The organism is Amycolatopsis albispora (genome assembly GCF_003312875.1).
Classification (GTDB): Bacteria; Actinomycetota; Actinomycetes; order Mycobacteriales; family Pseudonocardiaceae; genus Amycolatopsis; species Amycolatopsis albispora.
In genome coordinates, this window is record NZ_CP015163.1 from 7,873,371 (window position 1) to 7,894,539 (window position 21,169).

Below are 21,169 nucleotides of genomic sequence, written 5' to 3' on the forward strand. Positions count from 1 at the left end.
GTGATGGGGCGGAACAGGGCGGGCACGCCGGGGCCGGGGCAGTACCCGGTGCGGTTCGGCACCGCGGAGCTGTTGCGGGACCTCGATCGCGCCAACGGCTGGCAGCTCAACGTCGACGGCATCCCGCAGTCCTATGTGGATCTTGACCGGCCGTCGCACCTGGAGTTCGAGTACGTGCGCCGGATCGGCGACGTGATCGACTGCCTGCCGGGGCTCGCGCTGGACGTGCTGCACGTCGGCGGCGGCGCGTGCACGCTGCCCCGGTACGTCGCGGCCACGCGGCCGGGTTCGCGCCAGCTGGTGTTCGAGGCCGACGGCCCGTTGATCGAACTGGTGCGGGAACACCTGGACTTGCGCTCGGTGCCGGGGTTGCGGGTGCGCGAGTCAGACGGCCGCGAAGGCATCGCCAGCCGCCGCGGCGATTCCGCGGATCTGGTGGTGCTGGACGCCTTCGAGCGCGCGGCCATGCCGAGCAAGCTGGCGACGCTGGAGTCCACCAGGGACATCGCGCGGGTGCTGCGATCGTCCGGTACCTACCTGGTGAACATCTCCGACGGTCCGGGGCTGCGGTTCGCCCGGCGGGTGGTCGCGACGGTGACCTCGGTGTTCGAGCACGCGCTCCTGCTGGCGGAACCGGCGATCCTGCGGGGCAGGCGGTTCGGGAACCTGGTGCTGGCCGCGTCGGCGGTCGAGCTGCCCTTCGCCGAGGTCGCCCGGCGCTCGGCGTCGGCGGCGTTCCCCGCGCGCTGCCTGGCCGACGACGAGCTGAAGTCCTTGCGCGGCAAGGCAAAACCGCTCACCGATGGGGAGCCGGTGAGCGCGCCGGTGCCCCCGGACGACGCCTTCGGCCTGGCCGGACGGCGTTGAGCCCGCCATGGCCCGCGCGTCCTACGCCGCGGTGTTCCGGGTGCCGTCGTTCACCGCGATGTGGTTGTCGCAGGTGGTGTCGGTGGCCGGTGACCAGCTCGCCAGGGTGGCGCTCGCGGTGCTGGTCTTCGAACGCACCGGCTCGGCTGGATGGACCGCGCTCGCCTGGGCGCTGACGTTTCTAGCGGACCTGCTCGGCGGGCTGTTCCTGGCCGGGCTGGCCGACCGGTACCCGGCACGCGTGGTGCTGATCGCCGCGGACCTGGTGCGGGCCGGGCTGGTCGCGGTGATGCTGGTGCCCGGACTGTCCATTGTGGCCCTGTGTGCGGCGGTGTTCGCCGTGCAGCTGCTGTCCGCGCCGTTCTCCGCGGCCCGTGCCTCGCTGCTGGTGAAGTGGTTGCGGCCGTTGGGTTTGCACGATCTCGGGGTGAGCGTGGTGAGCACCACGTTCCAGGTGGCGCTGCTGATCGGGCTGCCGCTGGGCGGGGGACTGGTCGCACTGCTCGGGGTGCCCGCCGTGCTGCTGATCGACGTGGCGACGTTCCTGTTGTCCGCCTTGGTGATCGCGATCGGCGTGCGGGCGGATGTCCGGATGGGACCGGTCGCCGGGATGACACCGTGGGAACGCGCGCGGGCGGGCGCGCGGCTGATCTCGCGGCGGCCGAAGCTGCGGACGTTGTTGTTGCTGGCTTGTGTGGCGGGGTTCTACACCGCGCCGGAAGGGCTGGCGATCCCGTACGCCGAGCAGATCGGCGCCGGACCGGCCGGGGCCGGCTGGCTGCTGGTGGCGAACCCGGCGGGGACCGTGCTCGGGAACCTGGTGCTCGCGCGATGGGTTCCCCAGCGGTGGCGGTTGCGGTTGCTGGGGCCGCTCGCGATCGCCAGCTGCGTGGTGCTGCTGCCCTCGTTCGCCGCGCCGGAACTGTGGATTTCGTTGCTGCTGTGGACTTTGTGCGGGGTGGCGTCGGCACACGACATGGTCACGCAGGCGGCTTTTGTGCGTGAGACCCCGGAAGAGCAGCTCGGGCAGGCGTTCGGTCTCGCGGGCGCGGCGCTGCGCGTGGCGCAGGGGCTGGGCATCGTGGCGACCGGCGCGCTGGCCGGGCTGACCGGTCCCGCGGTGGCCATCGGGCTCACCGCCGCGGTCGGCACGGTGGCGGCCGTGGTCGCGGCCGGGGCCTGGCGGCGGGCGTCGGCATCCCCGCCCGCGGCGGCCGGTTGACGATCCCGGCGGACGCGGGCGGGGGGCGGCCGCTGCTCGGTCACCAGTTGTTCTCCTGCTTGCGCATGGGGAATGTCACCTCTTCTCGTACTGAGGATTCGACGGAATCGACTCGCGGACCCGGACGGCTCACCAGTTGTTCTCGCGCATGGCGGCTCACCTCCCCCCCCAGCAAGGCGGAACCCCGGACTCGGCTGTCCGGGTGGTTTCAGCATCCGGTATGAGCGGGCCTGTACACAAACCGTGATCGGTTGGTTACGGTGAAGATATGGGTTCGTTGGGCCGCCCGACCGGCTGGGCCCTCTGGTCAGCACCACGCCAGGTCGTGGTGTGGGTGCTGGCCGTCGAGGTGGTGGCGCTGGTGGCCACCGCGGCCACCGCGTCGCTGGCGCCGGTGGACGCCGCCGGGCTGGCCCGCTTCGGACTGCTCGGCGCCTGCCTGGTCGCGCACGTCGAGCTGTCCAGGACGATCGAGCGCAAGCGGGAGGTCGCCGCCGGCTCGGGTCCCTATCTGAGCACGACGAGCGTGTGGAACTTCGCCGGGGTGATCGTGCTGCCGCCGGTGCTGGCGAGCGCGATGGTGGTGCTCGGTTACGGCTACATGTGGTTCCGGGTGTGGCACCGGCGCGGCACCATGCGCCCGCACCGCTGGCTTTACTCGGCGGGCACGGTCCTGCTGGCAAACCAGGCGGCGGTGGTGGTGCTGACCCTCGACCCGGGCGTGCCGGCGACGGCGGGCGCGGTGGCCGTGGTGGTGCTGGCCGGTGGGGTGCGCTGGTTCGTGAACTACGCGCTGATCTGCGTGGTCAAGCTGCTGTCCGAGCCGAGCGCGCGGGTGCGGAACGTGGTCAGCGGCTTCGGTGAGCAACTGCTGGAACTCGGCGCGATGGGCCTCGGCCTGCTCGCGGCGTGTGTGGTGGACACACCGGCGGTGCTGCTGGTGGCGGTGCCCGCGGTGCTGGCGGTGCTGGGGCGCTCGGCGCAGGTGGCGCAGTTCCGGAAGGCAGCCGAGACCGACGGCAAGACCCAGCTGCTGAACGCGACGGCGTGGACGGAGTTCGCCACGCACGCGCTGGACCGCACGAGCCGCCGGGGTGGCACGTTCGGGGTGCTGATGATCGACCTGGACCACTTCAAGCGCATCAACGACGAACACGGGCACGGCGCCGGGGACGTGGTGCTGAAGGTGGTGGCGAAGGCGATCACCGCGGGGGTGCGCTCGGGGGACCTGGTCGGCAGGTTCGGCGGGGAGGAGTTCGTGGTGGCCCTGCCGGACATCAGCGCGGTGGAATTGTTGGCGGTCGGCGAACGCCTGCGCCGGTGGGTGGCCGCGCTGGAGGTACCCGCGGGCCACGTCTCCATCTCGGTGGGGGCGGCGTTGGCCCCGGACAACGGCCTCTCGGTGCAGGACCTGCTGGCCACCGCCGATGCCGCCATGTACACCGCCAAACACGAGGGCCGGAACCGAGTGGAAGCCGCCGCCGGCCTGCTCCCCTAGAACACGAATGTGGCTTATGGGGCGGATTTTCGCCCCGAAAGCCACATTCGTGTCCATCGGCCCCCGGACTTGTCACGAAAGCCACATTCGAGACGCCAAACGTCTCGAAAGCCACATTCGTGACACCCCCCGCGACCCGGTCACCCAACCGCCACCCGACAACACAAAGCCGCCTCAGCCGACAACACAAAGGTGCCCACCCCCATCCACCCAACCGCCGCCCGGTAGCAGAAAGGCGCCCACCACCCCCGTCCACCCAACCGCCGCCCGGCAGCAGAAAAGCGCCCACCACGCCACCCAGTCCCACCCCATCCCCGGTCCACAGCCCAAAACACGGCGAAGACCCGCTTGTCAAGGTACTCTCCCCAGCCTTGACAAGCGGGTCTTCGCCGTCGTCACAATCAATCACCGGGGTGGCCCAAAAGGCCCCGAAACCCCCCAAAACCCCCTACACCAACCGATACCCCATCCCCCGAACCGTCGCGATCCGATCCTGCCCCACCTTCCGCCGCACCGTTCGCACGTAAACGTCCACCACATTCGACCCCGGATCGAAGTCGTACCCCCACACATGCGAAAGGATCTGCTCCCGCGAAAGCACCTGTCCCGGATGTCGCAGGAACAACTCCAGCAAAGCGAACTCCCGCGCCGTCAAATCCGTGGTCGACTCCGGCGTCTGGGCCCGTCGCGTCCGCAGGTCCAGTGACAAACCGTTGTGCCGCAACACGGTCAGCTCCGGCGTACCCGCCACCGGCTTCAACCTCAGCCGAACCCGAGCCAGCAGTTCCTCGAATCGAAACGGCTTCGTCATGTAGTCGTCCGCGCCACCCTCCAAACCGGCCACCGTGTCACCGACCGAATCACGCGCGGTCAGGATGATCACCGGCGTCAGCGTCCCGGCGGCGCGCATGGCGGTCAGGACCTCGAAGCCGTCGCGCTTGGGCAGGCCGAGGTCGAGCACCACCAGATCGAAGTCCTCCGACACCGCACTGGCCAGCGCGGCGTCGCCGTCGGTCACCACCGTTGTGCTGAAACCGTTGGCACGCAAGCCCTTCTCCACGAACGACGCGATGCGCTGCTCGTCTTCGGCGATCAGGATGCGGCTCACCGCGTACCTCCCGGTAGTTCGATGCCGAACGTGGCGCCCTCACCCGGCGGTGAGTGGACCAGCACCCGGCCGTGGTGCGCGTCGGCGATGGCCTTCACGATGGCCAGCCCGAGCCCGGCGCCGTTGGGGTCCCGCGTGCCCGAAGCCCCGCGGGAGAACCGCTCGAAGATCTTCGACGCCTCCTCCGGCGGCACCCCGGCACCACTGTCGGTCACCCAGAACGAAACGGTGTCCCCGATCAGGGAGGAGCCGAGGCGGATCGGGTCACCGTCCGAAGTGTGCTGGACCGCGTTCTGCGCGAGCTGCAGCACCGCCTGCGTGACGCGCTGACCGTCCAGCCAGGCCTCGCCCTCGCCGATCCCCTCCAGCGACCACGCCCGCGGCGCGATCGCGCGGACCTTCGCGTCCAGATCACTGGTCAGCTCGGGCACCGAGGTCCACTCCGGCCGCAGGAAGTCCGGCTGACCGGCTTTTGCCAGCAGAAGCAGGTCGTCGACGATGCGGGCCATCCGGTCCAGCTCGTCGATGCACAGGCGGACCACCTCGGCGCGCTCGGCCGGGTCGTCGCCGAGCAGTTCGAGGTGCCCGCGCACGATGGTGATCGGGGTGCGCAGCTCGTGCCCGGCGTCGTCGAGGAACTCGCGGCGCGTGCGGAACGCCTGCTCCAGGCGGTCGAGCATGGCGTTGAACTGCTCGGCGAGCGCGGCGATGTCGTCGCGGCCGTCGACCGGGATGCGGTGGGTCAGGTCGTGCTCGGTCAGCCGCGCCGCGGTCTGCCGCACGGTCCGGATCGGCGCCAGGATCTGCCCGGCCGCGAACCACGAGATCCCGGCTCCGAGCACCAGCGCGATCGCGCTGATCCCGATCAGCGACCGCACGGTGGACGCCGCCTCCGGCCGTTCGGCGTCGGTGAAGAAGCCGCTGATGAACCAGCCGGCCGGCTGGTCGCCGCCGGTCGGCGGCAGCATGTCCACTCGCGACCAGCGCAGTTCGCCGCCCGCGGTCGGCACGGTGCCGGTCGAGCCGTCGGCCGTGATCACCTGGCGCACCACGTCCGCGTCGATCACCTCGTTCGCCGTGCGCCCCTGCTTGACCAGCTGCGGCAGCTCCGGTGTGCCGACCGCGCCGATCAGCACCTCGGCCGGATCGGTGTACTGGGTGGTCAGGTGCAGGCGCAGGATCTGTTCGGGGTCCCGCAGCGGCTGCCCGTCCGGGCTGATCGCGCTGGCGGCGAAGGTGCGGAACTCCTCGGCGTCCTGGTCGAGGCTGCGGTTGACCCGGTCGTCGATGGCGTCGTACTCGAACTCGGCGACCAGCAGCACCACGGCGGTCAGCCCGGCGGCCATCACCAGCACGAACCAGCCCATGATGCGGACCCGCGCGGGAATGCGGCGCGGGTCAGTCGTCGTCATCGTCGTTGTTCAGCTCGTTGTCGTCCAGATCGTCGTCGTCCACGGGCGGGGGCGGCGGCAGCCAGGTGTCGGAAGGCGCCGCGCTCGTGCTGGACGGGGGCGGGGTGCTCGCGGACGGCGGGGGCGGCACGAACGTCGCCGACTCGCCGATCCGCACGGTCGCCGGTTCACGCGGCGGCTCCGGATCGGCGAGCAGGAGCAGCACGATCGCCGCGCCCACCGGCAGGGCGAGCACGGCGAGCAGCGCGATCAGGCGCGACGCCTTGGTCATGCCACCACCCTCCGCCCGCTCGCGAAAACCCGGATGAAGCGATGATGAGGAAATCTTCATGATCGCGCCAGCCGGGCCAAAACCGCAGTCGAGAGGAATTCCGGCACCGCACCCCCGGGCAATGATGCAAGGACCACCACCGCTGGGAGTAGGCGATGAGAACCGCGCACCGGACCTGTTCCATCTGTGACGCCGTCTGCGGCCTCCGGCTCACGCTGGCCGACGACAACCGGGTGACCTCGGTCAAGGGCGATCCGGACGACCCGTTCTCGCAGGGCTACATCTGCCCCAAGGGCGCCAGCTTCGGCCAGCTCGACGAGGACCCGGACCGCCTGCGCCACCCGATGGTCCGGCGTGGTGACACCTGGCACGAGGTCAGCTGGGACGAGGCGTTCGCCGAGGTGGAGCGCGGGCTCAACGCGGTGGTGGCACAGCACGGCCGCGAGGCGCTGTCCGTCTACTTCGGAAACCCGACCTTCCACACCATGGCCGGGTTCATGTACCGGGTGCCGCTGACCCAGTCGCTGGGCAGCCGGAACGTCTACTCGGCCGGGACCATCGACCAGATGCCCAAGCACGTGTCCAGCGGGTACCTGTTCGGCGACCCGATGGCGATCGCGGTGCCCGACGTGGACCGCACCGACCACCTGCTGGTGATCGGCGCGAACCCGCTGGAGTCACACGGTTCGCTGTGCGCGGCGCCCGACTTCCCGCGCCGGCTCAAGGACCTGCGCCGCCGCGGCGGCAAGATCACCGTGGTCGACCCGCGTCGCACGCGCACCGCGAAGTTCGCCGACGAGCACCTGTTCATCCGGCCGAGCACCGACGCGTTCTTCCTGCTCGGCGTGGTCAACACGCTGCTGGCCGAGCAGCTCGACACGGTCACCCTGGACGTCAACGGCCTCGACGAGTTGCGTGCGCTGACCGCCGAGTTCACCCCGGCCGCCGTTTCGCCGATCTGCGGCATCGCGGCCGACGACATCGCGCGGACCGCCCGCGAGCTGGCCGCCGCGCCGACCGCCGCCGTGTACACCCGGATCGGCACCTGCACCTCGGAGTTCGGCACGCTGACCCAGTGGCTCGTCGACGTGGTCAACATCCTGACCGGCAACTTCGACTCCCCGGGTGGCGTGATGTTCACCCGCACCGCCGCGCTCGAGGTCTTCCGCACCGGCCAGGCGTTCACCACCGGCAACTTCCACAGCCGGGTGCGCGGCCTGCCGGAGGCGCTCGGTGAGCTGCCGGTGGCCACGCTCGCCGACGAGATCGAGACCCCGGGCAAAGGCCAGGTCAAGGCGCTCATCTCGATCGCGGGCAACCTGGTGCTCTCCGCGCCGAACGGCCCGCGCCTGGACCGGGTGCTGCCGGAACTGGACTTCATGGTCTGCGTGGACCCGTACCTGAACGAGACCACCAAGCACGCCAACGTGATCCTGCCGCCGCCGCGCATGCTGCAGATGCCGCACTACGACTTCCTGCTGCTCACGGTGACCGTGCGGAACTACACCCGGTTCTCCCCGGCGATCCTCCCGCTCGACGACGACCAGCTCTCCGAAGCCGAGATCATGGCGAAGCTGACGCTGATCGTGTCCGGGCAACCCGCGAGCACCCCGGCTTCGGTGCTCGACGAGATGATCGTCGGCCAGCTGACCGGCGGGTCGGAGGAAATGCGCGCCGGGCTCACCGGCGACAGCGGCCCGGAGCTGATGCTGGACGCGATGCTGCAGCTCGGCCCGTACGGCCTTTCCCTGCGAAAGCTGCGGGAGAACCCGCACGGCATCGACCTCGGACCGCTGGAACCGCGGCTCAAGGAGCTGGTCTGCACCCCGTCCGGCCGGGTCGAGCTGAGCCCGCCGGAGATCACCGGCGACCTCACCCGCCTGCGCGCGCGACTCGCCGAGCAGGCACCCGAGTTCCTGCTGATCGGACGGCGGCAGCTGCGCTCGAACAACAGCTGGCTGCACAACGTCCCCGGCCTGCGTGGCGGCAGCAACCAGTGCACGCTGCACGTCAACCCGGCCGACGCCGAGCGGCTCGGCCTCGGCGAGCAGGCGGTGATCCGGTCGTCCGCCGGTGAGCTGGTGGTGCCGGTCGAGCCGACCGACGCGATCATGCCCGGCGTGGTCAGCCTCCCGCACGGCTGGGGCCACTCCGGCCGCGGCCAGCGCGTCGCGACCACCGAACCGGGGGTGAACGCGAACACGCTGACCGACGAGCGGGTGGTGGACGTGCTCTCCGGGAACGCCGTGTTCAACGGCGTCCCGGTGAGCCTCGCGCCGTTGCCTCAGTAGCGTCAGTAGCGGTAGTGGTCGGCCTTGTACGGGCCGGCCACGTCCACGCCGATGTACTCGGCCTGCTTCTTGGTCAGCTCGGTCAGCCGCACACCGAGCGCGTCCAGGTGCAGGCGCGCGACCTTCTCGTCGAGGTGCTTCGGCAGCCGGTAGACGTCCCTGTCGTACTCACCCGGCTTGGTGAACAGCTCGATCTGCGCGATGGCCTGGTTGCTGAACGAGTTCGACATCACGAAGCTCGGGTGCCCGGTGGCGTTGCCCAGGTTCATCAGGCGGCCTTCGGACAGCACGATGATCGCGTGGCCGTCGGGGAAGACCCACTCGTGCACCTGGGGCTTGATCTCCACCTTGCGGATGCCCGGCACCTTGGCCAGCCCGGCCATGTCGATCTCGTTGTCGAAGTGGCCGACGTTGCCGACGATGGCGTTGTGCTTCATCCGCGCCATGTCGGCGGCCATGATGATGTCGAGGTTGCCGGTGGTGGTGATGAACAGGTCGCCCTTTTCGATCACGTCCTCCAGGCGCACCACCTCCAGCCCCTCCATCGAGGCCTGCAGCGCGCAGATCGGGTCGATCTCGGTGACCACCACGCGCGCGCCCTGCCCGCGCAGGGACTCGGCGGCGCCCTTGCCGACGTCGCCGTACCCGCAGATCACCGCGAGCTTGCCGCCGAGCATCACGTCGGTGGCGCGGTTGATGCCGTCGGCCAGCGAGTGGCGGATGCCGTACTTGTTGTCGAACTTCGACTTGGTCACCGAGTCGTTGACGTTGATCGCCGGGAACAGCAGCTTGCCCTCTTCGGCCAGCTTGTAGAGGCGCTTCACGCCGTTGGTGGTCTCTTCGGTGACGCCCTTGATCTCGCTCGCCACCCTGGTGAACCGCTTCGGGTCGGCGGCCAGGCTCTCGCGCAGCGTGCGCAGGACGATCCGGTACTCCTCCGGGTCGTCCTCGGTGGGCTCGGGCACCACACCGGCGGCCTCGAACTCGGCGCCCTGGTGCACCAGCAGCGTGGCGTCACCACCGTCGTCGAGCAGCATGTTCGGCGCGTGCCCGCCGGGGAAGGTGAACAGCTGCTCGGTGCACCACCAGTACTCGTCCAGCGTCTCGCCCTTCCAGGCGAACACCGACGTGCCGGTGGGGCGGTCCACGGTGCCGTCGCGGCCGACGACCACCGCGGCGGCGGCCTCGTCCTGGGTGGAGAAGATGTTGCAGGACACCCAGCGCACCTCGGCGCCGAGATCGACCAGCGTCTCGATCAGCACCGCGGTCTGCACGGTCATGTGCAGCGAGCCCGCGATCCGCGCGCCCTTCAGCGGTTTGGCCGCGGCGTATTCGGCGCGAATGGCCATCAAGCCGGGCATTTCGTGCTCGGCGAGGCGCAGTTGGTGGCGGCCGGCTTCGGCCAGTGACAGATCGGCCACCGCGAACTCGAGCCCGTTGACCTGCCGCAGTTTCGCGTTCACAAAAAAGGCACCTCCAGAAGTCGGAGGCGCCCTTGTTCGTTCGTCGCGCGAAGGCCGAGCGTGGCGGAGCTGGGCTTTCCCAGTCCGTCGCAGCGCCTCTCGGCCTCCGCCACCCAGGGTTCCAGTCCCGGCCGGGCGCTGTCAACGCCGCCGGTAGGGTGGGGTGATGCGGAAGCAGATCCCGGTAGTGCTGGTCGCCGGCTTTCTCGGGGCAGGCAAAACCACCCTGCTCAACCACTTGCTGCACAACAGTTCCGGCGCGCGCATCGGCGTGGTGGTCAACGACTTCGGCAGCATCGGCGTGGACGCGATGGCGGTGGCCGGCCAGGTCGATTCGATGGTGTCGCTGAACAACGGCTGCCTGTGCTGTGCGGTCGACGCCAGCGGGCTGGACGGCATGCTGGCCCGGCTGTCCGGTGCCGACCTGGACGTGATCGTGATCGAGGCGAGCGGGCTCGCCGAACCCCGCGGGCTGATCCGGCTGCTGCTGGCCAGTGAGCACGAGCACATCGAGTACGGCGGGCTGGTCGAGGTGGTCGACGGCGCCGAGTTCACCGCGGTCCGGGCGGAGCACCCGGAGCTGGCCGACCACGTGCGGCTGGCGGATCTGGTGGTGCTGAACAAGATCGACCGCATCGCCGACGGCGTGCGCGAGACGGTCGAGGAACTGGCGCAGGGCGTGCCGGTGCTCGGGGTGGAGCACGGCCGGATCGACCCGGCGCTGCTGTTCGAACTGCCGGAGCGCCGCGAGGAACACGCGCGGCAGCTGTCCTTCCTCGACCTGTCCGAAGAGGACACAGCGGACGAAGACCATTCGCGGCACGCGCACGCGCGTTACGACAGCGTCGAATTCGAGAGCGAAACCCCGTTGCACCCGCGCCGGTTCATGGAATTCATGGAAAACCGGCCGGCCGGGATCTACCGGATCAAGGGTGACGTCGATCTCGGTTTGCCCGGCCACGACAAGAAGTACACCGTGCACACCGTCGGTGCTTTCCTGCGGCTGCGCAGATCCGGCTGGGCGGCCGGCGAACGCCGGGGCACCCGGCTGGTGCTGATCGGCGCCGGGATCGACGGTGAGACGATCGGCAAGCAACTGCGCAGTTGTGAAGAACCCGATCCGTCCCAAGTGGACTCACAGGCCATGTTGCCGGTGCTGCGCTTCCTGCCGGAGGAATAGCTTTCGGCTTCAGCCGGGCTCGACACGACATCGAGCGGTTTACGCGATCTTTGTGATTGACGTGCCGCAGGACTGTCTGCCTGCCTGTGAGGCTGGAGAGCGAAAGCCCATGTGCCGAATTTACGGTTTTTTCAACGCGAAGGCGACACCGCACGAGCTGCGGGCGGTCGCCGCACTGCAACACCACGGTGGGCCGGACGGGCGCGGGACCGCGCGGGCCGGCGGCTGGGGGATCGGGAACAACCGGCTGGCGATCGTCGATCTCGACGGGGGCGCCCAGCCCTACGAACTCGACGACCGCATCAAGGTGGTGTTCAACGGTGAGATCTACAACCACGTGCGCCTGCGCGCGGAGCTCACCGCGAAGGGCTACCGGTTCGACGACCACTGCGACGGCAACGTGCTGCCCGCGCTCTACCACGCCTACGGGGACGCGTTCGTCGACCACCTCGACGGCATGTACGCGATCGCCGTGATCGACCTGCGTGGCGCGGAACCGCGGCTGCTGCTGGCCACCGACCACATCGGCATGAAGCCGCTGTACTACCGGTGGGAGCCGGGCGCGCGGTCGCTGCACTTCTCTTCGGAACTGCCCGCGCTGCTGGGCTTCGGCGAGGTCGCCCCGGCCGAATGGGAAGCCGGGCTGGACGCGTACCTGGCCACGAAGACCCCGTTCGGCGAGCAGACCATGTTCGACGGCGTGCGCGTCCTGCCGCCGTCCACCACGATGATCTGCACCGAATACGCCGGGCTGCGCACATACCGCCGCGAGCCGCCGGTCGCCGAGGTGCTGCCGGAGGACGACGCCGCGGTGGCCGGCGACCTGCGGGAGCGGCTGCGGCACGAGGTCGGCCAGCTGCTGGTCGCGGACGTGCCGGTGGCCACCATCACCTCCGGCGGGCTCGACTCGAGCCTGGTCACCGCGCTCGCCGCGGAGTCGGAAACCGAGCTGCACACCTTCAACATCGCCTACACCGGCAACTGGCCCGCCGACGAGCGCCGCTTCGCGCGCCAGGTCTCCGACCGCGCGGGCACGAACTACCACCAGGTGGAGATCGATCCGGCGACCTTCCCGGACCTGCTGTCCGATGTGGTCTGGCACCTCGGGCAGCCGAACGCCGACCCGATCACGCTGAGCACCTACGCGTTGTTCAACGCGGTGCGGGACAGCGGGTTCAAGGTCGCGCTGACCGGTGACGCGGCGGACGAGGTGTTCGGCGGGTACTCCAGGATGACCGCGGCGACGCGGGCGGACGCGGCCGGGAAACCCTGGTACGACAACTACCTCGACGCGCTGGGCGTGCTGCCCGCGACCGAGCGGTACGCGCTCTACACCGACGACTACCGGGCCGCGCTGGCCGAATCCGGCCCGGCCATCCCGGCCGACGCGACCGGTCCGCTGGCCACCGGCGAGGGTTCGGTGCTGGCCAGGATCACCGAGTTCGAGCTGGGGCACCGGCTGCCCGCCTACCACCTGCGGCGGGTGGACCACCTCAGCATGTCCGGCTCGGTGGAGGTCCGGCTGCCGTTCTGCCAGCGTTCCGTGGTTTCACTCGGGCGCGCGCTGTCCGACCGGCGGCGCATCGACGACACCGGCGTCAAGCGGACGCTCTACGCCGCGGCTGCCGGGCTGCTGCCGGACGCCGTGCTGAACCGGCCCAAGCAGCCGTTCACCCTGCCCATCACCGCGATGCTCACGCCGGGCTGGCCGTTGTGGGACTACGCGAGGGACCTGCTGGCGGCACCGCGGTTGAAGGCGGCCGGTCAGGTCGACGTGAGCGCGGTGGACCGGCTGTTCACGCGTCAGGCGACCGAGCCGGGGGACACCACCGCGCTGACCATCTGGGCGCTGGCGGTGCACGAAATCTGGCGGGAGCAGTTCTTCGGCACGAAGCGGGGTCGCTGATGGCGGGGCTGATCGGGCGGCTGCGCCGGGCGGTGGCCGCGAGCACGGAACTGCTGGACGTCATCATCGACCGGGACCCGTCCATCCGGTCCCGCAGCGAGGCGCTGCTGCACCCGACGGTGCTCGCGCTCGCCGGGTACCGCGTCGGGAACCGGTTGTACCGCAAGGAAAGGTTCAAGTCGGCGCGCGCGGTGTGCATGCTCACGCGCGTGCTGACCGGCGGCATCGAGATCCATCCCGGCGCGCGGATCGGGCGCCGGTTCTTCATCGACCACGGCTGCGGCGTGGTGATCGGGGAAACCGCGGTCATCGGCGACGACGTGTCGTTGTTCCACCAGGTGACGCTGGGTTCCTACGGCTGGTGGCAGGACCGCGAACGCGCCGACGGCAGGCGGCACCCGAAGCTCGGCAACGGGGTGACGGTGGGCGCGAACGCGAGCCTGCTGGGGCCGATCACGGTGGGGGACAACGCGTTGATCGGGGCGCAGTCGCTGGTGTTGCACGACGTGCCGGCGGACGCGCACGTCCGGGCACCGGCGGGGGACGTGGTGCACCGGTCCTCTTCGAACACGGTGGTACGCCTGCCGCGGGCCAGCTGACCGACCCCATGCAATGAATGTGGCTTTCATAGCGTCAGACGCTATGAAAGCCACATTCATTGCGTTCGGGGGTACTTCGAGAGGCTGGAACGAGTCGGGGCCCGGTGGAGGGAGTCGCGCCGGGCCCCGGCTCAGCTTCAGCGGACGGCCAGGCCCTCGACCTTGCGCGGCGCGGCCGGGATGTGGAACAGGTCGGCGAACACCTCGAGCAGCGCCGGGTCCCCGGAGATGCTCAGGATGCCCTGGTCCAGCGCCTCCTGCGGCGAGATCTCCTTGGCGAACACCGGCTTGATCGAGCCGTAGCAGGTGACCGTCAGGTCGGCGTCGGGGTAGGGGCCCTCGCCCACCTTCAGGTCCTCGCCGTCGATCAGCGCGTGCAGCGTCATCGTCGGGCCGTAGTGCAGCTCGAAGCTGGCGCGCACGTTCGTGGCCACCTCCGGCCGGAACGTGGTGTACAGCGACAGGATGGCCGAGTCCATGGTGAACACGTCCTCCTCACCCGGCGACCCGAGCGACCGGGCGCCCCACAGGCCCAGCTGCAGCACGACGGCTTCCAGCTCGCTGCCGTACTCGGTGAGCTCGTAGACCACCGAGGCGTCCAGTTGCGGCAGCACGCGGCGCCGGACCACGCCGGCCTCCTCCAGCTCGTTCAGCCGGGCGGAGAGAATGCTGGACGGGATGCGCGGCAACCCGGCGCGCAGGTCGGTGAAGCGCTTCGGGCCGAGCAGCAGGTCGCGGACCACCAGCATGCCCCAGCGCTCGCCCACCATCTCCATGGCACGTGCCAGGCCGCAGAACTGTCCGTACGTTCGACTCATCGTAAATCCCCACTCTTCGTCAGGTTGAGACATCGGTTGGACGGAGATGATCGGGCTGTCGCCATAGCTGCGGTCCAGCGTCTTTGGGTGGACTCGGGAACCGCTCGACACCCGAACGAGCGCCTGCACACGGCGCTCGTGGCCGAGTTGACACACTGCGGAAAAGCTTCACCTGCAAGGAAACCTTCTCGGTGAGCGGGTAACCGCGGAACATCAGGAGGGGTCTCCGGCCGAGAGCAGCTCGTGGTGCAGCAGCTGCAGCTCGTCACACGGTTCGACGCCCAGTTCGGTGGTCAGCCGCGTGCGCAGCTGCCGGTAGGTGGCCATCGCGTCGGACCGCCTGCCGCTGCGGCCCAGCACGCGCATCAGCTGCCCGTGCAGGCCTTCGTCGAGCGGGTTCGCGGTGACCAGCGAACGCAGCTCGCCGACCAGCTCGCGGTGCATGCCAGCCTCGATCTCGGCCTCGATCCGCAGGTGCTGCGCGGCCCGGCGCTGCTCGGCCAGGTCCACCGCGTAGGCGGCGAGCACCGAACCGCAGTTGACGTTGGCCAGCGCCGGGCCGGACCACAGGCCCAGCGCACCGCGGAACGAGCGGGCCGCGTCGGCGAAGCGCCGCGCCTCCAGCTCGTCGCGGCCGCGCCGGCACAGCTGCTGGAACTCGAACACGTCGACCTGCGCCGGATCGATGCGGAAGACGTAGCCGGGGGGCTTGGTGGCCAGCATCGCTTCGGGGTCGGCGGCCAGCTTGTTCTGCTCGATGCACCGGCGGACCTGGTAGACGTAGGTCTGCATGGTGGTGCGCACGCTGCGGGGTGGCTTGTTCGCCCACAGCTCCTGGATGATCGAGTCGATCTGCACGACCTTGCCCGGCCGCATCAGCAGCATCGCCATCAGCTGCAGGATCTTCGGCGCCGTCGGCGCGTAGTCGACACCGTCCTTGAGCACCTCGAGCGGGCCGAGAAGGGTGAACGTCACCGCGCTTTCGGCCGTGCCGCCGGGGCTGTCACTCCCGGCCGGAACCTCGGAAACCAACACGTTCGTTCCCTCCCAGTCACATCCGACGCGTGAACCGACTGCTCCCCAAGTGCTGGCTGCTCCTGTCGGCACAGTCGTGCGTTTCTCGAAGATTGACAGAAACGCCCTGGTCAGCGGCAGTGAGAGGGGCACCAGTCCCGACGTGAATATGGCCGGGGGCGATGTGAAAAACGCATACGGGACCCGTGTGGGCGGCACTGGAACCACGACCGGTCGCCAGCGCAGGATTCTCCCATCACCAACGAAACACCCGCAAATCGGAGGATCGACGATGAACAAGCAGAACGTGGTCGAACTGCCCCGCGAGGACAACGTGGTGCTGGTGATCGACAGCTTCGACCAGTGGCACGACCCCCGCGGGCTGGCGGTGCTGCCCACCAACACCTGCTGGACCTCCACCCCGACCACCACCTTCCCGGAAGCCGCCTGATGGACGGCGGTGTCGCGGCGAGAGTTCCGGTTTTCAAGCGTCACCTGCGTGCCGAGGTCAACGAGGGCGAAGGTGCCTACCTGTTCTCCGAGCACGGGGTCACCGCACTGCGCGGGGCGCGCGTTGCCTCGCTCGCGGCACTGCTGGACGGCAACCACGATTTCGAAAGCCTGCTGCGCGCCCAGCCGGGAGGCATGGACGCGGACCAGGTGAGCAGCCTGATCGGCCAATTGGTCGAAGCCGGGCTGGTCAGCCTCCGCGCGCCGGAGGAAACCGAAGTGGACGAACAAGCGCAGGCGTACTGGGACGCCTGCGGGGTGGCCGCCGCCGACGCCGCCCGCGCGGCGGTCGCCACGGTCGCGCTGGTCGGCGTCAACACCACCACCGGCGTCGCCGCGGTCAGCCGGGCGCTGACCGAGTCCGGAGTGGACGTCCACTCCGGACCGCATCCGGCCGCCGACCTGACCGTGGTGGTCTGCGACGACTACCTCGACCCGGCGCTGGCCGAGGCGGACGCCGCCCAGCGCGCGCTGGGCAAGCCGTGGCTGCTCGCCAAGCCGGCCGGCACCCGGGTCTGGCTCGGGCCGTTCTTCGAACCGGACCGGCCGGGGTGCTGGCACTGCCTGGCCAACCGGCTCTGGGGGCACCGGCACGCGGAGGCCTGCGTGCAGGCCACGCTCGGCAGGCAGGGCCCGGCGGCCCGGCCGGTGCCGTCGCTGCCGTCGCTGGCCGCCGCGGCGGGCAACCTGATCGCGCTGGAGGTCACCAAGTGGCTGGCCGGGCACCGCTACCCCGGGCAGCGTTCGGTGTGGACCTTCGACACCCAGGACTTCGAGGGCAGCAGGCACGAGCTGCGTGCCCGGCCGCAGTGCGCGAACTGCGGTGACGCCACCCTCTTCACTTCACGGGCGTGCAAGCCGGTGCGGCTGAACCCGGCCCGCAAGGCCTCCTCGGCCGGCGGCGGGCACCGCACGCTGCTGCCCGCCCAGGTGCTCGACCGCTACCAGCACCTGGTCAGCCCGGTCACCGGGATCATCAAGGAGATCAAGCAGGACCCCAACGCACCCGCGTTCGTCAACTCCTACCGGTCCGGCGTGAACCTCTCCCGCAACATCACCGGGCTGAACGCCTTCCGGGCGAACCTGCGTGCGGAGAACGGCGGCAAGGGCCTGACCCCGCTGGACGCACAGGTGGGGGCGCTCTGCGAGGCCATCGAACGGTTCTCCGGCACCTTCCAGGGTGACGAGTTCCGGATCCGCGCCAGCCTCCGCGCGCTGGGTGAGCTGGCCGTCCACCCGAACGACTGCCTGCTCTTCGACGAGCGGCAGTACGCCACCCGCGAGGACTGGAACCCGCGGCGCTCGGCGTTCAACCACATCGGCGAGCCGTTCGACGAGGACGAGGTGACCGACTGGACCCCGCTGTGGTCCATCACCGGGAGCAGGCACCGGATGCTGCCCACCGCGATGCTCTACTACGGCGCGCCGCCGCATCCGGCGGTGGCGGCCGACTCCAACGGCAACGCCGCGGGCAGCAGCATGGAGGACGCGATCCTGCAGGGCACGCTCGAGCTGGTGGAACGCGACGCGGTGGCGATCTGGTGGTACAACCGCCTGCGGCTGCCCGCGGTCGATCTCGACGCCTTCGCCGAGCCGTGGGTGACCGAGCTGCGGGAGCAGTACGCCCGGCTGGGCCGTGAGGTCTGGGTGCTCGACGCGACCGCCGATCTCGGCATCCCGGTGATGGTGGCGGTGTCACGCCGTGTCGACCGTCCCGGCGAGCGCATCATGCTCGGCTTCGGCGCGCACCTCGACCCGCGCATCGCCCTGCGCCGTGCGCTCACCGAGCTGAACCAGCTGCTGCCCGGCTGCCTGGACGAGAGCGTGCTGCCGTCCGACCCGGACGCGGCGGCCTGGCTGAGCGAGGCCACCGTGGCCAACCAGCCCTACCTGCTGCCCGACCCGGCCGTGCCCGCCCGAGTTCCCGCCGAGTTCGGTTACGTGCCGCGGGAGGACGTGCGGGAGGACGTCGACGCGCTGGCGGGCCTGCTGGCGGAGCACGGCCTGGAAATGCTGGTGCTCGACCAGACGCGGCCGGACGTCGGCCTCCCGGTGGTCAAGGTGGTCATTCCCGGCATCCGGCACTTCTGGGCCCGGTTCGCCCCCGGCCGCCTGTTCGACGTGCCGGTGCGGCTGGGCCGGTTGCCGGAACCGACGCCTTACCACGAGCTCAATCCCATGCCACTCTTTCTGTGAACCATTCCTCGAGCGAGGCGGGAGCCGGAGTTGACCTCGACATCAGACGACGTCATGACCACCGTCCGGCTGTGGTCGCTGAGCGAGGACGCCCTGGTCGAAGAGGGTGAGGAGGCCGGATCGCTCAACGTGGTCACCAGGTGGGGCGAGCTGAACCTGGAAAGCGCCGGTGCCTTCGCGATCGAGTCGCTGCGCCGGATGGGCCTCGGCCCGGTGTCCCTGCAGAACGTGGTGACCGCGCGCAAGGCGGGACCGGCGCGCAAGCTGCACGACCTGGCGGGCCTGGAGCGGGTGCTGGACCAGGTCAGCGGCTCGGTGGTGCACTCGCTCGGCCTGGCCGACGGGCAGCGCCCGCTGCTCTCGGTGGTGCCGGTGGTGCCCTCGCCCGCGTTCCGGCTGACCGAGGTCGGCCCGAAGGCGCTGAGCAGGCTGTCCCGCTTCGCCGTGCTCCGGCCGGAGGACGGCGACCTGGTGCTCGAGTCACCGCGGGCGGACTTCCGCGTGGTGCTCAGCCAGCCGCAGGCGGTCCGCATCGCGTCCGCGCTGGCCACCCCGGCGACGACCGGTGAGCTGGCCGACGCGACCGCGGTGCCCGAGCACGTGGTGGCCGACGTGGTCGCCTTCCTCACCGCGGCGGGCGTGGTGCTGTGCGGGGACGCGGCGGACGACTTCACCGAAGACGACGACGCGCTGAGACACTGGTCGCACCACGAACTGCTGTTCCACACGCACAGCCGCAGCCGCCGCGGCGAACTCGTCTCCGAATCGGCCTACCGGCAGGCCACCGAGCACCCGGCCCCGCTGACCAGGCCGGTGCCCGACGGCGAGCGCTTCCCGCTGGTTTCCCCCGAGCTGGACGGCAGCTCACCGTCGCTGACCGAGCTGCTGGAGACCGACCACGTCTGCCCGAAGTTCTCGCCCGCCGAACTCACCCGCGAGCAGCTGGGCGAACTGCTGTTCCGCAGCGCGCGCGTCCGGTCCACCGGCCCGGCCCACCCGCCGATCCCGCCGGGGCACGACGCGACGCAGCGCCCGTACTTCGCCATCGCCTGCCTGTACGAACTCGAGCTGTACTTGAGCATCGACCGCTGCGCCGGCCTGCCGCGCGCGATCTACCACTACGACCCGGCCGGGCACGCGCTCACCCTGATCGACGACGACCCCGGCCACCTCGCCGCCATGCTCGACCTGGCGAAGGTCGCCGCGGGCAGCGTCCGGCGCCCGGCCGCGATGATCTCGGTGACCGCGCGCATGGCACGCACGGCCTGGGTGCTCGGCGGGGCCGCCTACGCGGTGACGCTGATGCACGTCGGCGCGTTGCAGCAGACGCTTTACCTGTGCGCCAAGGCAATGGGCCTGTCCGCGCACGCGGTTCCGGTGGACGCCAGCGACACCGTGGACCGGGTGCTGGGGCTCGACTGGCCGGCGGAGATCGGGGTAGGGGAATGCGTGCTGGACGCACAGGGCTGAGGGCCCCGCGACCCCTACGTGGTTGCTCGCCGAGAAGGCCGCTGGGTAGCCTCGGCAAGGCTTTCGACGCGATCGACGTCGCTGGTCACGAGGGGAGTTTCCGGTGAGCATCGCAAGTGGATCCGCCAGAGCCGCTGGCGAGAATGCGGGCGAGCGGCCGGAAACCGATGGCACCAACGGCACCGAGAAGGCGGCTCAGGCGCTCTGGCTGCCGGAGATCGCGCCCAGGGTGGCCAACTCCATCCTCATTTCGGTGCTCACCGGGATCAGCCTGAACGCGGTCATCGGCATCATCTTCCACTCCGGCACGTTCTGGCGGGCGGTCGGCACCGTCGCCTGCGTGCTGTGCCTGGTGGCACTGCAACTGGCGTACGTGTCCCGGCCGACCGCGCGCAAGACCTGGCAGCGCACGACGCTGGTGCTGCTGGCGCAGGCGGTGCTGGTGTGGGCGCCGATCTTCGTGTTCGGCCCGCGCTGGCACGGGTTCACCGGCCTGCTCGCCGGCAGCGTGCTGGTGCTGCTCCCGGCGGTGCTGGCCTGGCCGCTGGTGGGCGTGGTGCTGACCACGATCGTGTTCTTCGAGCTGACCAAGGGCGCGAACCTGGTCGCCCCGCTCTACGCGGTCACCTACATCATCGTCGGCACGATGATCACCGCGCTGGTGATCTACGGCCTGTCGCGGCTGGTGCAGCTGGTCAGCGACCTGCACGCGGCGCGGCACGAGCTGAGCCGGATGGCGGTGGCCGAGGAGCGGCTGCGGTTCTCCCGTGACGTGCACGACCTGCTGGGCCTGAGCCTGTCGGCGATCACGCTGAAAACGGAGCTGACGAACCGGCTGCTCGACGACCACCCGGAACGGGCGCGCAAGGAACTCGAGGACATGCTGGTGATGTCCCGTCGCGCGCTGGCCGACGTGCGCATGGTGGCCAGCGGCAAGCGCGAGCTTTCACTGGACGAGGAGTGCAGGCAGGCGCAGTCGGCGTTGTCGGCGGCCGAAGTGGACGTTCGCATCGAACGGGACGACCGCGAGCTGGACGGTCCGGTCGGCACGGTGCTGGCGACGGTGTTGCGCGAGGGCGTGACGAACGTGCTGCGGCACAGCGAAGCCGAATGGTGTGAGATCTCGGTGCGCGACCTCGACGGCAAGGTGCGCCTGGTGATCGCGAACGACGGCGTGACGGTGAACGGCTCGTCCCCGGCGCCGAACGCGGGCAACGGCATCCGCAACCTGTCGCACCGGGTTTCCCGGCTGGGCGGGGAGCTGACCGTGGAAACCGAGCCGGACGGGCGGTACCTGCTGCGGGCCGACGTACCGCTCGCCGCCGCGGGACGCTGATCCCGGGC

The 21,169-nt window shown here is 70.2% G+C and carries 17 protein-coding genes; 11 read left to right on the forward strand and 6 right to left on the reverse strand.

Features of this window, described 5'->3' with window-relative positions; translation table 11 throughout:
- Nucleotides 1-3 precede the first annotated feature (3 nt).
- The 3 genes from A4R43_RS37435 (at nt 4) to A4R43_RS37445 (ending at nt 3,587) form a co-directional block, all read left to right on the forward strand.
- The gene (locus A4R43_RS37435; RefSeq protein WP_113696414.1) at nt 4-867 is read left to right on the forward strand and encodes a spermidine synthase; all 864 of its coding nucleotides are present in this window, start codon (nt 4-6) and stop codon (nt 865-867) included.
- A gap of 7 nt (nt 868-874) precedes the next feature.
- On the forward strand, nt 875-2,089 hold the full coding sequence (locus tag A4R43_RS37440) for an MFS transporter (RefSeq protein ID WP_113696415.1): 1,215 nt from the start codon (nt 875-877) through the stop codon (nt 2,087-2,089).
- Nucleotides 2,090-2,357: 268 nt separating this feature from the next.
- On the forward strand, nt 2,358-3,587 hold the full coding sequence (locus A4R43_RS37445) for a GGDEF domain-containing protein (protein WP_113696416.1): 1,230 nt from the start codon (nt 2,358-2,360) through the stop codon (nt 3,585-3,587).
- A gap of 448 nt (nt 3,588-4,035) precedes the next feature.
- Here A4R43_RS37445 and A4R43_RS37450 read toward each other — a convergent pair whose 3' ends face one another.
- The 3 genes from A4R43_RS37450 to A4R43_RS37460 are packed head-to-tail and all read right to left on the reverse strand — an operon-like array spanning nt 4,036 to nt 6,378.
- Nucleotides 4,036-4,695, reverse strand: coding sequence for a response regulator transcription factor (locus A4R43_RS37450; RefSeq protein WP_113696417.1), 660 nt, complete (start codon nt 4,693-4,695; stop codon nt 4,036-4,038).
- Nucleotides 4,692-6,107: a sensor histidine kinase gene (locus tag A4R43_RS37455; RefSeq protein WP_113696418.1), complete on the reverse strand. Its 1,416-nt coding sequence runs from the start codon at nt 6,105-6,107 to the stop codon at nt 4,692-4,694. Before A4R43_RS37455 ends, A4R43_RS37450 begins: the two co-directional genes overlap by 4 nt.
- Nucleotides 6,094-6,378: a hypothetical protein gene (locus tag A4R43_RS37460; RefSeq protein WP_113696419.1), complete on the reverse strand. Its 285-nt coding sequence runs from the start codon at nt 6,376-6,378 to the stop codon at nt 6,094-6,096. Before A4R43_RS37460 ends, A4R43_RS37455 begins: the two co-directional genes overlap by 14 nt.
- A 155-nt stretch (nt 6,379-6,533) precedes the next feature.
- Between A4R43_RS37460 and A4R43_RS37465 the strand changes: the two genes are divergently transcribed.
- Nucleotides 6,534-8,669: a molybdopterin oxidoreductase family protein gene (locus tag A4R43_RS37465; protein WP_113696420.1), complete on the forward strand. Its 2,136-nt coding sequence runs from the start codon at nt 6,534-6,536 to the stop codon at nt 8,667-8,669.
- A 2-nt stretch (nt 8,670-8,671) separates the two neighbouring features.
- On the opposite strand, the gene ahcY is transcribed toward A4R43_RS37465, so the two are convergent.
- Nucleotides 8,672-10,132: an adenosylhomocysteinase gene (gene ahcY, locus A4R43_RS37470; protein WP_113696421.1), complete on the reverse strand. Its 1,461-nt coding sequence runs from the start codon at nt 10,130-10,132 to the stop codon at nt 8,672-8,674.
- 166 nt (nt 10,133-10,298) lie between these two features.
- On the opposite strand from ahcY, the gene A4R43_RS37475 reads away from it, so the two are divergent.
- From A4R43_RS37475 to epsC, 3 genes are all read left to right on the forward strand, one after another.
- The gene (locus A4R43_RS37475) at nt 10,299-11,312 is read left to right on the forward strand and encodes a CobW family GTP-binding protein (protein ID WP_418190778.1); all 1,014 of its coding nucleotides are present in this window, start codon (nt 10,299-10,301) and stop codon (nt 11,310-11,312) included.
- Between the two features lie 109 nt (nt 11,313-11,421).
- Nucleotides 11,422-13,218, forward strand: coding sequence for an asparagine synthase (glutamine-hydrolyzing) (asnB, locus tag A4R43_RS37480; protein ID WP_113696423.1), 1,797 nt, complete (start codon nt 11,422-11,424; stop codon nt 13,216-13,218).
- Nucleotides 13,218-13,817: a serine O-acetyltransferase EpsC gene (gene epsC, locus A4R43_RS37485; RefSeq protein ID WP_113696424.1), complete on the forward strand. Its 600-nt coding sequence runs from the start codon at nt 13,218-13,220 to the stop codon at nt 13,815-13,817. Before asnB ends, epsC begins: the two co-directional genes overlap by 1 nt.
- A 137-nt stretch (nt 13,818-13,954) precedes the next feature.
- On the opposite strand, the gene A4R43_RS37490 is transcribed toward epsC, so the two are convergent.
- Both A4R43_RS37490 and A4R43_RS37495 read right to left on the reverse strand, forming a co-directional pair.
- On the reverse strand, nt 13,955-14,635 hold the full coding sequence (locus A4R43_RS37490) for a winged helix-turn-helix transcriptional regulator (RefSeq protein WP_113696425.1): 681 nt from the start codon (nt 14,633-14,635) through the stop codon (nt 13,955-13,957).
- A gap of 213 nt (nt 14,636-14,848) precedes the next feature.
- A complete protein-coding gene (locus tag A4R43_RS37495; RefSeq protein WP_418190779.1) occupies nt 14,849-15,670 on the reverse strand; it encodes an AfsR/SARP family transcriptional regulator in 822 nt (273 codons plus the stop codon).
- A gap of 271 nt (nt 15,671-15,941) precedes the next feature.
- Between A4R43_RS37495 and A4R43_RS43045 the strand changes: the two genes are divergently transcribed.
- From A4R43_RS43045 to A4R43_RS37510, 4 genes are all read left to right on the forward strand, one after another.
- Nucleotides 15,942-16,100: a hypothetical protein gene (locus tag A4R43_RS43045; protein ID WP_162788733.1), complete on the forward strand. Its 159-nt coding sequence runs from the start codon at nt 15,942-15,944 to the stop codon at nt 16,098-16,100.
- Entirely contained in the window at nt 16,100-18,355 is a 2,256-nt protein-coding gene (locus A4R43_RS37500; RefSeq protein WP_113696426.1) for a TOMM precursor leader peptide-binding protein, read from the forward strand. Before A4R43_RS43045 ends, A4R43_RS37500 begins: the two co-directional genes overlap by 1 nt.
- A gap of 30 nt (nt 18,356-18,385) precedes the next feature.
- Nucleotides 18,386-19,825, forward strand: a complete 1,440-nt coding sequence (locus A4R43_RS37505) for a SagB/ThcOx family dehydrogenase (RefSeq protein WP_236808503.1) — start codon at nt 18,386-18,388, stop codon at nt 19,823-19,825.
- A gap of 103 nt (nt 19,826-19,928) precedes the next feature.
- Entirely contained in the window at nt 19,929-21,161 is a 1,233-nt protein-coding gene (locus A4R43_RS37510; protein ID WP_113696428.1) for a sensor histidine kinase, read from the forward strand.
- Nucleotides 21,162-21,169: the final 8 nt, after the last annotated feature.

What these genes read in the sequence shown, in the direction of transcription:
- A4R43_RS37435 (WP_113696414.1), top strand. Translation starts at nt 4, where the DNA reads ATGGGGCGGAACAGGGCGGGCACGCCGGGGCCGGGGCAGTACCCGGTG.
- A4R43_RS37440 (WP_113696415.1), top strand. Translation starts at nt 875, where the DNA reads ATGGCCCGCGCGTCCTACGCCGCGGTGTTCCGGGTGCCGTCGTTCACC.
- A4R43_RS37445 (WP_113696416.1), top strand. Translation starts at nt 2,358, where the DNA reads ATGGGTTCGTTGGGCCGCCCGACCGGCTGGGCCCTCTGGTCAGCACCA.
- A4R43_RS37455 (WP_113696418.1), bottom strand. Translation starts at nt 6,107, where the DNA reads ATGACGACGACTGACCCGCGCCGCATTCCCGCGCGGGTCCGCATCATG.
- A4R43_RS37460 (WP_113696419.1), bottom strand. Translation starts at nt 6,378, where the DNA reads ATGACCAAGGCGTCGCGCCTGATCGCGCTGCTCGCCGTGCTCGCCCTG.
- A4R43_RS37465 (WP_113696420.1), top strand. Translation starts at nt 6,534, where the DNA reads ATGAGAACCGCGCACCGGACCTGTTCCATCTGTGACGCCGTCTGCGGC.
- A4R43_RS37475 (WP_418190778.1), top strand. Translation starts at nt 10,299, where the DNA reads ATGCGGAAGCAGATCCCGGTAGTGCTGGTCGCCGGCTTTCTCGGGGCA.
- asnB (WP_113696423.1), top strand. Translation starts at nt 11,422, where the DNA reads ATGTGCCGAATTTACGGTTTTTTCAACGCGAAGGCGACACCGCACGAG.
- epsC (WP_113696424.1), top strand. Translation starts at nt 13,218, where the DNA reads ATGGCGGGGCTGATCGGGCGGCTGCGCCGGGCGGTGGCCGCGAGCACG.
- A4R43_RS37490 (WP_113696425.1), bottom strand. Translation starts at nt 14,635, where the DNA reads ATGAGTCGAACGTACGGACAGTTCTGCGGCCTGGCACGTGCCATGGAG.
- A4R43_RS43045 (WP_162788733.1), top strand. Translation starts at nt 15,942, where the DNA reads ATGAACAAGCAGAACGTGGTCGAACTGCCCCGCGAGGACAACGTGGTG.
- A4R43_RS37500 (WP_113696426.1), top strand. Translation starts at nt 16,100, where the DNA reads ATGGACGGCGGTGTCGCGGCGAGAGTTCCGGTTTTCAAGCGTCACCTG.